At 64.6% G+C, this 11,587-nt stretch carries 12 protein-coding genes and 1 pseudogene; 7 read left to right on the forward strand and 6 right to left on the reverse strand.

Translation table 11 applies throughout. The features are described from left to right. The first annotated feature begins 76 nt into the window (after positions 1 to 76). Together QZ755_RS09695 and QZ755_RS09700 are read left to right on the forward strand one after the other, a co-directional pair. Complete coding sequence (locus tag QZ755_RS09695) at positions 77 to 439, forward strand: hypothetical protein (RefSeq protein ID WP_294322293.1); 363 nt, start codon at positions 77 to 79, stop codon at positions 437 to 439. 35 nt (positions 440 to 474) lie between these two features. After that, the gene (locus QZ755_RS09700) at positions 475 to 813 is read left to right on the forward strand and encodes a hypothetical protein (protein ID WP_294322294.1); all 339 of its coding nucleotides are present in this window, start codon (positions 475 to 477) and stop codon (positions 811 to 813) included. Positions 814 to 832: 19 nt separating this feature from the next. Here QZ755_RS09700 and QZ755_RS09705 read toward each other — a convergent pair whose 3' ends face one another. From QZ755_RS09705 to QZ755_RS09715, 3 genes are all read right to left on the reverse strand, one after another. Then, positions 833 to 1,153: a hypothetical protein gene (locus QZ755_RS09705; protein WP_294322297.1), complete on the reverse strand. Its 321-nt coding sequence runs from the start codon at positions 1,151 to 1,153 to the stop codon at positions 833 to 835. A 58-nt stretch (positions 1,154 to 1,211) separates the two neighbouring features. After that, a complete protein-coding gene (locus QZ755_RS09710) occupies positions 1,212 to 3,908 on the reverse strand; it encodes a TonB-dependent receptor (protein ID WP_294322298.1) in 2,697 nt (898 codons plus the stop codon). A gap of 219 nt (positions 3,909 to 4,127) precedes the next feature. Continuing rightward, a complete protein-coding gene (locus QZ755_RS09715; protein ID WP_294322300.1) occupies positions 4,128 to 4,580 on the reverse strand; it encodes an ASCH domain-containing protein in 453 nt (150 codons plus the stop codon). Positions 4,581 to 4,699: 119 nt separating this feature from the next. On the opposite strand from QZ755_RS09715, the gene QZ755_RS09720 reads away from it, so the two are divergent. Continuing rightward, a complete protein-coding gene (locus QZ755_RS09720) occupies positions 4,700 to 5,038 on the forward strand; it encodes a putative quinol monooxygenase (RefSeq protein WP_294322302.1) in 339 nt (112 codons plus the stop codon). A gap of 43 nt (positions 5,039 to 5,081) precedes the next feature. Here the strand turns inward: QZ755_RS09720 and QZ755_RS09725 are convergent, their stop codons facing one another. The 3 genes from QZ755_RS09725 to QZ755_RS09735 form a co-directional block, all read right to left on the reverse strand. Next, on the reverse strand, positions 5,082 to 5,267 hold the full coding sequence (locus QZ755_RS09725; protein ID WP_294322304.1) for a hypothetical protein: 186 nt from the start codon (positions 5,265 to 5,267) through the stop codon (positions 5,082 to 5,084). Positions 5,268 to 5,419: 152 nt separating this feature from the next. Further along, complete coding sequence (ugpC, locus tag QZ755_RS09730; RefSeq protein WP_294322306.1) at positions 5,420 to 6,496, reverse strand: sn-glycerol-3-phosphate ABC transporter ATP-binding protein UgpC; 1,077 nt, start codon at positions 6,494 to 6,496, stop codon at positions 5,420 to 5,422. After that, on the reverse strand, positions 6,493 to 7,569 hold the full coding sequence (locus QZ755_RS09735) for a LacI family DNA-binding transcriptional regulator (protein ID WP_294322308.1): 1,077 nt from the start codon (positions 7,567 to 7,569) through the stop codon (positions 6,493 to 6,495). Before QZ755_RS09735 ends, ugpC begins: the two co-directional genes overlap by 4 nt. A gap of 129 nt (positions 7,570 to 7,698) precedes the next feature. Here QZ755_RS09735 and QZ755_RS09740 point away from each other — a divergent pair, with 129 nt between their 5' ends. The 4 genes and pseudogenes from QZ755_RS09740 to QZ755_RS09755 form a co-directional block, all read left to right on the forward strand. Then, positions 7,699 to 8,976 (forward strand): hypothetical protein, encoded by a 1,278-nt coding sequence (locus QZ755_RS09740; RefSeq protein WP_294322310.1) that lies wholly within the window; start codon positions 7,699 to 7,701, stop codon positions 8,974 to 8,976. Further along, positions 8,973 to 10,256 (forward strand): ABC transporter substrate-binding protein, encoded by a 1,284-nt coding sequence (locus tag QZ755_RS09745; protein ID WP_294322312.1) that lies wholly within the window; start codon positions 8,973 to 8,975, stop codon positions 10,254 to 10,256. The genes QZ755_RS09740 and QZ755_RS09745 overlap by 4 nt, the downstream gene beginning before the upstream one ends. Beyond that, positions 10,253 to 11,134, forward strand: a complete 882-nt coding sequence (locus QZ755_RS09750; protein WP_294322314.1) for a sugar ABC transporter permease — start codon at positions 10,253 to 10,255, stop codon at positions 11,132 to 11,134. The genes QZ755_RS09745 and QZ755_RS09750 overlap by 4 nt, the downstream gene beginning before the upstream one ends. Next, positions 11,131 to 11,587: pseudogene (locus QZ755_RS09755) on the forward strand (hypothetical protein); the annotation flags it as partial. The gene QZ755_RS09750 and the pseudogene QZ755_RS09755, both read left to right, overlap by 4 nt.

Genomic DNA, 11,587 nt, shown 5'->3' on the forward strand with positions numbered 1-11,587 from the left:
GGCATTCCGGCGCGACGCGACACTGTTTTGCAGCCGGCTTTCGCGTAAGAGGCGCGCCGATAGGATGAGACAGCAGATGACCGACGCACTGAAACCCTGGGATGCCAGCCTTGTCCGAACCTGGCTGGAACGCCGGACAGACGCCGCACGGCTGGATCAGGCGGCAGCGGATCGGCGCGGCTACACCGCGCAGGACGATTACGACAAGGCCGCGGCCGAGGAATGGGCCTGCCGCGCTCTGCAGACCGGAACCCATGCCGACGATCAGGCGGCGTTCGCCGCGCGGATAAAGACGCTGCTGACGCAGGACGACTATCGTACGACCGGCGTCTATGACGATCGCCGGTTCGAACGAAATGTCCGTGCGACATTGCGCAATATCGCAAAGATGACGAAGGCGAACGACGGGTTCGGCAATGTGCTGCGCTATCAGGACTGACCCCGGCCGATCAATCGAAACGAGTAGTTGACGACATGGCGCGTAAACACCCCAGGCACGGCCCCTATCCCGACGCGGAACCGGACGAAGTGACCGCGCCGCCGCCGGTCCTGTGCTGGCTGTGCGGTCGCCCCACCGGCAAGACGATCGTCTGGCACCATCCGGTTCCCAAGAGCCGGGGCGGGCGCGATGTCGTGCCGATGCATCCGATCTGTCAGCAGACGCTGATGGCCAATTTCACCAATTCGGAATTGCAGCGGCACGGCACCGACGTCGACGCGCTGCTGGCGCATCCCGATGTACGGAAATTCGTCGACTGGGTCGCGAACAAGGACCCGGACTTCACCGCGACGACCGCCAAAAAGCGGCGCTAGGTCGTCGCCGGCGGACGGCTCAATTCCCTTCGGAATCGACCATGATGACCACCGGCCGCCCCCGCGACATCGGGTCCCAGCCAGCCGACAGGGCGGCCCGCACGCAGCGGACGATCGTCGCATCGTCCAGCTGCAACCGTCCGCGCGGCAGGCCCTTCAGCAACCGCTTCGGGGCGGGAAACTCCACCAGCGCCTCGCGCTTGGCGCCCTGCGCCAGCAATGCGATCGTCATCCCCTTCCAGCCCTCGTCATCCGACAGGTGTGGCTCGCTGCGGAGATGCCATTCGTAGCTTGTACCGTCCACATCGACCGTGCCGGCATTGGTTCTGGATTTCGACATGTGGGCCGCGTTAGCATGACCGGGCGGGATCGGTCACCCGACCGACCCCGCCCCGGCTTCAGAAGTTCAGCCGCACCCCCATCGCATAGCGCGGACCATAGGTTTCGAACGAAATCACGCGTTCCTTGTACACCGAATAAAGAAAGGTCTTTTCATTGAACAGGTTGAGCCCCTGCGCGAACAACGTAACCTTGTCGTTCAGCGCATAGTTGATGCTCGCATCCCAGATACCATAGGCGTCGACGTTGACCGGCTGACCACGATTGCCCTGTTCCGTCTGTTGATACGCATTGCGGTAATTATACGCGATACGTGCCTGCAACGGCCCCTTTTCGTAAAACGCGACGGCATTGTACGTCGTCGCGTCCGGATCGACGAAGCTCAGGTTCGCCTGTACCCCCAACCCGTCCAGCGGCGCGGGTAGGCCGGTAAAGGTGTACTGCCCCGATAGCTCGATCCCGCGATAGCTGCGGCTGCCGATATTCTCGGGCCGGGTCCGCCGGAAATCGAGGCCGAGGATCTGCACCGTGGTCGTCGCGGACTCGGATATGTTGTTCAGATCCTTCGCGAACAGCGCCACGCTCAGGAAGCTGGACCGGTCCAGATACCAGGTCAGCGCCGCATCGTAATTCCACCCGATCATCGGTTCGAGGCCGGGATTGCCGTCGGTGATCGCCCGTTCGCGCGGACGCGGATTGATGTTGCGGATCAGCAGGAGGTCGCTGAGCGTCGCCCGCGTCAGCGTCTTGGCGACCGCCGCCTGGAACACGACGTCCTGGAACACGTCGAGCTTGAAATTGGCACTAGGCAGCAGCTGGCTGTACGATCCCGTCTCGGTGATCGGCTGCGGGTTTGACAGGTTGACGGTTGGATCACCGCCGCCCGCCGGCGTGGTGAAGCCCAGTATCTCCTGCCCGAACCCGCGCGAAATGACGTTGGTGCGGGTATAGCGCAGGCCGATATTCCCGCTCCACGGCCGCGATCCGAAATCGCCGCCGAACGACGCCTCGACATAGCCGCCGATGGTCCGCTCCTGCGCCGACCCGCTATTGCCCGGCACCGGGATGACGCCGAAGCCCCCGCCATTGGCTGTCAGTGCAGCGCGCGCCGCCGCCGGGTTCGCCAGCTGGTTGATCGCCGCATCGGAGAGCAGATACTTGGCGAGGTCGGCGGCGGAATAGGTCGGATAGGCGCTGGCGAACATGCCGGTGCCGAGGAAGTCGGTCGCATCCGCCGTACCGGTGAACACGCTCGACGGGATCGACACGCCGGCCCCGCAATAGAGGCATTGCAACGCATCGGGCGTCTTGAACGAAAAGCGCGACTTCTTGCGGTCGGAGAAATTCACGCCCCCCGAAATTCGCCGGAGGATGCCGGTGTCGACATTCCACTTCAGGTTCGTATTGCCCTGATAGATTTCGTCCTCGACACTGACGCCTTCATAGGTGAGGAACCCGGCCTTCGCATTTGACGTGTCAAGAATATTGCCGAGGCCGGTATAGACCGGCATCCCCGTCGGCCCGATGGCGAACTTCACGCCCGCCGGAGAATAGCTGGGCGTGGCGAGGTTGCTTTCGAACCATGCCTGGTTGCCGCCGGTATCGTCCTTCGCCTTCGACCACGAGAAATCGGCCGTGCCGCTCAGCCGGTCGGACGGGGTCCAGGCAAGGTTCGCGCCGGCCTGATAGGTGGTGGCAAGGCGCGGGCGGATCTGGTTGGTGAACATCGGCCCCGACGCGATGCCGGTATAGCTGGTGACGGTGTTATTCTGGTCCACGGTCGCGGCGGTCACGTCGCCCGGACCGCCATAGACGAAAAACACCTTGTTATCGTCGTTCACGTCCAGCTTCGAATACAGCCCGTCGAGCGTGAACAAAAGCGCGTCGCTCGCCCGCCACTGCGCGGTGAGCAACCCTGACATCCGCTTGCGATTGGTGCTGTTGGTCCCCCATTCGACATAGGTCGGGATCGACACGCCGCGAAATTCCGGCGTGCCGTCCTTGTTTAGGTCGAGCGACTGGTTCGCCTCCCACCCGTCGGTGAAGATGCGCTTCCCCTCGATCTTGCGGTCGATATAGGAAAAGGCACCGAGGATGCCGAAATCGCCATCGCCGAACGTCTTGCTGAGCAGGCCCGAAAACTGCGGCGAGAATTGGCCGCGCAGCTTGTCGTAATTTGCCTGTCCGGACAGCGCGATCTTGCCCTCTTTGAAATCGAACGGGCGCGCGGTGTACATGTCGACCGTTGCGGCGATCCCGCCTTCGATCTGCGACGCGGTCGGCGTCTTCGACACATCGACCCGGTTGATCAGTTCGGCGGGCAGGATATCGAAGCTGAACTCGCGCCCCTGGTTCTCGGTCGCGAGGATGCGGCCGTTATACAGCGCGCTGCTGAATGCCGGCCCCAGCCCGCGGACGGTGATGAACTGCCCTTCGCCATTGTCGCGCGAAATGGTGATGCCGGGAATACGCTGGATCGCCTCGGCAATATTCTGGTCGGGCAGCTTGCCGATATCGTCGGCGACGATCGAATCGACGATGTTGTCGGCATTGCGTTTGATGTCGACGGCGCGGCGCAGGCTTTCGCGCAGGCCCGTCACGATGATCTCGCCATCGTCCGTAGCGGTCGCCGCATCCTGCACCGCGCCATCGGGGGCGGTCGGGGGCGGGGTCTGCGCCAGCGCAGGCGTGGTGGCGATCAATAACGTGGCCGAGCCGGCCAGGCTGAGCAAGCGGAACCGCTTCACGGGTGACATGCCGTATCCTCTCCCTATCGCTTCCGATCGGTCGTGGCCGTTCATGCGACCATCGCTTCCGGAAGTTGCCGCTAGGTTTAACGATCAACCTCCGGCGCGGCAAGCCATGTTGTGCGCGAACGTACCGTCTAGATCGGAGATTCTGGCAACATTGTCGAACAGGCTTCACGGCCTGCGGCAACCGGCGCTTTCCCGGCACGGTTCAGACGAAAGGCGCCGTTACGACGAACGTCCGGCGCCTGTCGGAAGCACCTCGACGACTTTGAACTCTTCGCACCAAAGGTCCATCGTCTCGGAATAGTGGCCAAGCCCTTCGAAAAAGCGTCGATGCTCCTGTCGCCAGTAGGCGAGACTGAGATCCCCCTCCCCCTCCTTTCGAGCGAACTCTGCCGGAACCCGGTCGAACGACAGGATGCGTAGGCTGACAGTCTCGACGACCGCGCGCGGCCGGCCGCTTCCGTCGCACAGCACCGAACGCCGTCCGGGCCGGGTCTGCTGCCCATCCTCGACCGACCAGCAGGTCGCCGTCTTTTGTCCGGACAGGACCAGATCGAGCAGCGCATCGGCAAGCGCAGGGCTGTCCCCGAACGAAACGCGTTCGAGATCCTGCCAATCGGCGGGCGAGGTATCAGGCAGCATCGCCTGCACCCTTTCCACCGCTGCGCGCACCATGGCAACACCAATTGCGGCGTCCGGCCAGCAACCGCACGGAGTGCCGGGGCCAAATACAGGCGCCCGTCGATCATGCTTCGCCGCCTTCCCGTGGCGGCTTCGTCACGCTACGGTAACGCGTGTTGTTGATCGTAGGCACCGTCCGCTTGCCGGCGTCCAATATGGACGCAGCCCGCCCCGCCAGGCAGCGCATGGTCGACGCCAGCCGCCGTGAGGAAGGCTGCGTCGAATATGGGTACGCGCAGGACGTGTTCGACCCCGGCCTCATTCACGTCAAGGAATTGTGGACCGATCAGGCGGCGCTCGACCGCCATTTCGCTTCGCTCCATATCGCCGAATGGCGGGCGGCGTGGCCGGCACTCGGGATCGGCGATCGCGACCTGCGACTCTATGACGTGGCGGAACCGCGCGGCACGTCACCGTCGCTTTCGCAATCCTGCGGGAATTCTGTACGCTGACCCCGGATCGGCCGGCAGTTGCAGTCGGCGCTTCGCTTCCGTCTCAGATCAACTGCCATAGCGCATAGCCGGTCAGCAGCACCGTCGCTGCAATCGACATGCCCAGCAGGATATAGCCGATATAGTTCATGATCGGCGGGTTCGGTCGCTGTGCCCGCTGATTATGCGATGCCGCAGACAGCACGAAGCTCGCCAACAACCCATAGGTGAACACCGCCGTCTCGACCATCGCGCGCCAAATCCTTTGCCGGTTTCCGCAGGCTGCCCCCCCCGGCGCCTGCCAGCGTCGCTAAATCATAGCTGGGCGGGACTATCAATTGGTTAAGCTGGAACCGATCGTCCCGTCGGGGCGTTTCATCGGGTTGTTTCAAATCCAGCAGCTCAATCGACTGCCTGTCCGTCACCGTCGAACACCAGCATCCGCGCTGTATCAGCATGGAGCGTGATCGCTCCCTCTACGGCGTGATGGCCGTCCAGCTTCGCCCGGAACGCGTCGCCCGACGGCAACTGGCCATAGAGATAGGTCGAATGGCCCAATGCCTCCACCGCCTCGACCGTCATCGGCAACGCGATGGCATCGCCACCGCCGTCCAGTCGGACATGTTCCGGCCGCAGCCCCAGCGTGGCCTCAGCCCCCACCGCCAGCCCCGCGCCCCGTGCGGACGCGATCCGAACGCCGCCCGCCATCTCGAACAGGGTCATACCATGATCGCGCCCGACGACCGTCGCCGCGAACAGATTGATGCGCGGGCTGCCGATGAAGCCGGCGGTGAAGATATTGGCGGGCCGGTCATAGACTTCCAGCGGGGTACCCACCTGCGCGATCCGGCCCTTGTCCAAGATGACCAGACGATCGGCCAGCGTCATCGCCTCGACCTGATCGTGCGTCACATAGATCATCGTCGCGCCCAGCCGGCGGTGCAGCGCGGCCAGTTCGTGCCGCATCCGCACGCGCAGGTCGGCGTCGAGGTTCGACAGCGGCTCGTCGAACAGGAACAGCTCCGGGTTGCGCACGATCGCCCGCCCGATGGCCACCCGCTGCCGCTGCCCGCCCGACAATTGATGCGGCATCCGGTCGAGCAGCGCATCCAGTTCCAGCACCTGTGCAGCATGGGCGACCTGTTCGGCGATCGTCACCTTCGCCACGCGCATGTTCTTCAGGCCGAAGCTCAGATTTTCCCGCACGGTCATGTGCGGATAGAGCGCGTAGGACTGAAACACCATTGCCACGCCCCGGTCGGACGCCGGCACGCGGGTTACGTCACGTCCGCCGATACGGATCTGGCCGCTGCCGACCCTCTCCAGCCCGGCGATCATCCGCAGCACGGTCGACTTGCCGCAGCCCGACGACCCGACCAGCACGACGAATTCCCCCGCCCGAACGTCCAGGTCGATGCCCCGGATGGTTTCGACCCCGTCATAGGACTTGGCCAGCCCCGCCAGCTGCAATGCACTCATTCGGTTTCCAGCTCCCATGCAGCGGCGCTGCTGTCGCCCGCCACGAATTCGGCGGCGATGCGGATCGGCGATCCCGCCTTGCCCGGCGACCGCAACAATGCCTCGGCCGCGCGGCGGCCCTTCTCCACGGCGTTCTGCCGCACCGTCGTCAGCCGCAGCCCCTCGCGCGGGCGGCCAGGCGGGTCGATCCCGTCATAGCCGGTCACCGACATCCGGCGCGGCACCGACAGCCCCAGCGCTTGGCACCGCGCCACCACGCCATGCGCCAGCCGGTCGGAAAAGCAGACCATCGCGGTCAGGTCATGCTGGCGCCTGAGCAGCCGGTCGACCGCCCGCGCGCCGCCCTCCTCGTCATTCGGCGTCTCGCAGACGAGGATACCCTGTGCCGGCACTCCCGCCGCATCGAACGCATCGCGGCACCCCAGCACGCGTTCATGCACGACGTGGTTTTCGTCCGACACATCGCGGTCGAGCGCGAACAGCTCGCCATGATCCTGCGACCATGGGAAGGTGACGATGGCGATGTTGCGATGGCCGAGGTCGAGCAGGTGCGCAACGACGTTGCGCATCATCTCCCGATCATTGGTCAGCACGCTGGGCAATTCGGGCGCGTCGAAATCGACGACCACGGTCGGCAGCCCCCGCGCCAGCGCCTTGCGGATCGTAGGATGGCTTTTGTACGGCGCGTTCAGGATATAGCCGTCGACGATCGCGGTCAGGTTGTCCAATCGTTCCGGATGCTTGTCCTTCAGCGGGATCAGGACGATGTTCGCCCCCTCCTCCTCGCATACCGACGATATGCCGCGCAGGAACGCGATGTCGTGCGCGTCGGTGAAGGCATAGCTGAGCTGGTCGTTGAAGATCACGCCGATCGCGCCGCACCGACCGGTGCGCAGCGATCGCGCGGCGGGATTCGGTCCTTCATAATGCACCGTCGCGGCGTGGGCGAGAATGCGGTCGCGCAGATCCTTCGACACCTTAGCCGGGTTGTTATACGCATTGGACACCGATGTGTGTGTCACGCCCAGATCGGCCGCGATCGTTTTCAGCGTAGCGCGCTTCGCGCGGGCCATGGCATCCTCTCCGGGTGGTTGGTCCACCGTCTACCCCCTGCCTAACCCGCCGCCTTGACAGCCGCAACACCGAATGTTTAACGATAAACACGCCACCCGGCAAACGGGGACAATGGAGAGGACCGACCGATGGCCCGCACGGCGAAGACCCCGCGCATCCGCTCCGCCGCCCTGTTGGCGCTTGCCCTGCTGGCCGCGCCGACTCCTGCTCTCGCCCGGCCGCAGACCGCCGCCGCCACCGAACAGGCCGTACCACGCGTCAACCTCGGCCATTTCGACCATCTCTATGCCGAACGCGATCTCGGCGGCGAACGTGTCGGCATATTGCACATCTATAGCGAGGCCCCCGACTATCGCTTCGCCATCGAGCCGCGCGAAGGATATACCTGCGTCGACGACGTGGCGCGCGGCATCGTGCTACTGGCCGCCAGCAAACCGGATGCGAAGCGTCGCCATCAGATCGAGATGCTGACGCGCTTCGTCCTGCATATGCAGGCGGACAACGGCTATTTTCATAATTTCCTGTGGGGCGACGGACGGATCAACCGGGAGTACCGCACCTCGCTGGCGGACCTGAACTGGTGGTCGTTGCGGGCGCTCTGGGGGCTGGAGGCGGCGCTGCCCCATCTTTCCCCCGACACCGGCCGGCGCGCCCGCGCTGCCGCCGACCGGCTGGTGGCGAACCTGAAGCGCGACCTGCCGGTTGCCGCGAACGGTACGGTCCGGGTCGCGAACGTGGTCGTGCCGACGTGGTTGCCGCTGGAATCCGGCGCCGATGCCGGATCGACCGCCCTGCTTGGGCTGCTCCCGCATTGGCAGCGCACCAAGGACCCGGCGACCCGCGCGCTGATCGGGCGGATCGGCGACGCGCTCGTACAGATGCAGGCGGGCGACGCGAAACGCTTCCCCCACGGCGTACATCTCAGCTGGCGCAACCAGTGGCACGCCTGGGGCAATGCGCAGTCCTACGCGCTGCTGCGCGCCGGCAAGCTGCTGAACCGGCGCGATTTCACCGACAGCGCGTTAAGGGAAGTCGATCATTTCTACCCCTATCTGCTGCGCAGCGGAATGCGGTCGTCCTTCACGCTGGAGAATATGGGCGATGGTTTCGCCACACCCGAGCAGCAGCGTTTTCCGCAGATAGCCTATGGCCTGGCCCCGATGATCCTTGCCGCGACCGAAGCCTATCGCCAGACGGGCAACCAGCGCTACCGCACCACTGCGCGCGCGCTCGGACGTTGGTTCACCGGCAGCAACGACGCGCGCCGGGCGGTCTATGATCCTGCGACCGGGCGGACCTATGACGGCATCGTCGGGCAGGGCAAGGTCAACCCGAATTCCGGCGCGGAATCGACGGTCGAGGGGCTTTTCGCGCTTACCGCTCTCGCCGGAACGTCACTGCCATGACCAGCCGGCGCGAGGCCCTGCTGCTGGCACTGGGCGGCGCGGCGCTGCTCGTCGGATGTGGGCGGCAGGCGGCGGAGAAGCGCGCCGATCGAATCCTGCTCTGGATCGCGCCCAATGCGGCGGAAGAGAGCTTCTGGAAGGTCGCCGTCGCGCGTTGGAATGCGCAGCGGCGGGGCCTCCCCGTGCAATTCACCACCATCCCGACCGCCGGCAATTCGGAAGATACCGTGCTGTCGGCGTTGGTGGCGGGCACCGAACCCGATCTGTGTACCAATGTCTTTTCCGGCTTCGCGGTACAACTCGCTGCATTGGGGCAGGTCGCCGACCTTGCCGCGATGCCGGGTTATGACGCGCTGCTCGACCGGCGGCACATGCGGTCGATCATGGCCGGTTGGGCGCAGGGGCAACAGGTCGCGGCGCTGCCGATCTATTCCAGCCCGACCCTGCTGTGGTGGCGCGCCGACCTGTTGGAGAAACACGGCCTCGGCGCACCCCCGGCGACCTATGCGGATGTGTACCGTTTCTGCGAACGCTATGCCGTGCGCCAGTCGCGCTACGGGATGCAGGTGATTGCCGGACGCGCGTGGCAGGATCGCTGGTTCGACTATATCTCCTATTACTACGCCGCCAGCGGCGGGCAGCCGTATCTGGCGGGACGTCAGGCGTTGTACGACAATGCGGCGGGGCGTCAGGCAGCGGGGTTCGTCGACCGAATGTATCGACAGGGCTGGACCGCGCTCGACTTCGATGCCGAGGAACCGTTGGTCTCCGGCCTTGCCGCCGGCGCGGTGCGGGGCCCATGGGATGTCGAACGGTTCGCGAATATCTATCCCGAAACCCTGGCGCGGATCGCGGTCGGGCCGATGATCGCCCCGGCGGTCAGCGATGCCCCCGCCTCCACCTTTTCCGACAGCAAGGGCGCGGTGATCTTTCGCAGCAGCCGGGTGCAGCGTGAAGCCTTCGCCTTCCTCTCCTGGGCGTTGGGTGAAGAGGCGCTGAACCTGTTGTGGTTGCAGCACACCGGCCTGTCGCCGGCACGCGACGACTTGCTGACCAACCCCGCCTTTGCCGATTATTATCGCGGCAACGCCATTGCCCGCGCCTATGCCGCCAATGTGGCGACCGCGCGACCGCCGGCCTTGTCGGAACAGACGATCGATATTCAGAAGATCATGAGTGCGCGTCTGGTCGAACCGTTGATGCTGGGTACGACCAGTCCCGCCGCCGCGCTCGCCGACGCGGTAACCCGGACCGACCGGATGCTGGAGGTGGCGGCATGAGGATACGCGAACCCCTCTCGCGCGAGGCCGTTATCGGGCTGTCGCTGGCGGGTGCCTATCTGCTCTTCGCCGTGATTTTCTGGGCCTATCCGTTCTTCTGGCTGGCGAAGCTTTCGGTCACCCAGTGGCGCTTCTTCGACGAGCCAGTGTTCACCGGCGCCCGCAACCTGATGATGACGATGCAGGACCCGCAATTCCTGCAATCGCTGTGGAATGTCGTCCGTTTCCTCAGCTTCTATCTGCCGATCGCATTCGGCGGAGCGCTGATCGTCGCGTTCGGTTTGCGGCATGTCGGCCGGGGCAAGGGCTTCGTGGCGCTATGCTTTTTGCTGTCGAACGTATCGTCGGGCGTTGCGCTGTCGCTGGTGTTCGCCAAGGTGTTCAGTTCGACCGGGCCGTTCAACTCCATGTTGTTCGAAACGATCGGCGTGCGGGTGCCGTGGACCAACGATCCGACACTGGCGATGCTGGCAATCGCGCTGGTCGTCGCGTGGAAGTTCGTCGGCTATTATGGCCTGATCCTCTATTCGGGGCTGCTGGCGATCCCGAAGGAAATCTACGACGCCGCGCGGCTCGACCATGCCGGGCCGTGGACGCGACTGACGCGCATCACCCTGCCGATGATGAACCCGCAGCTGATGATGGTGCTGACCTTCGCCATCCTCGTGTCGTTCGGGCTGTTCACCGAACCGTTTATCATCACCGGCGGCGGCCCGGCGGACAGCACGTCGACGCCGCAGATGATGATCTACGAAACCGCATTCCGCCGCCTGCAACCCAGCCATGCGGCGATGATGAGCATTATCGTCGCGCTCGTCACCTATGCGCTGGTGCAGCTTGCCCGCAGGCTGTTCGAACGAAAGGTGGTGCTGGCATGAAGGCGTTCCTCGGCCAACGAAGCTTGCGCGGGTGGATCGCGACCATCGCCATCTACGGACTGGCGCTGACCTGGCTCTATCCCTTTGCGTGGATGGTCGCCGCGTCGCTCAAACCCGCCGCGCAGATTTACAATACCGGCCTGTTCGAAGGCGACTTCACCCTCGACAATTTCGCGTTCCTGTTGGCTACCGCCGACAAGCTCGACCGACCGTTCGTCGGTGCGCTGGGCATCTCGGCGCTGGTGACGCTGACCGTGACCGCATCGGTGCTGCTAACCTCCGGATTCATCGCCTTTGCGCTCGCCCGGATGCGGTTTCCGGGACGCAAGCTCTTCGGCGATTTCCTGCTGCTGCAGATGGTCATCCCGACCAGTATGTTCATCCTGCCGCTGTTCGTCCTCATCAAGGAAATGGGCCTGCTCAACAGCCTGTGGGCATTGATCCTGCCGTCGA

This window comes from uncultured Sphingomonas sp. (assembly GCF_913776855.1).
Classification (GTDB): Bacteria; Pseudomonadota; Alphaproteobacteria; order Sphingomonadales; family Sphingomonadaceae; genus Sphingomonas.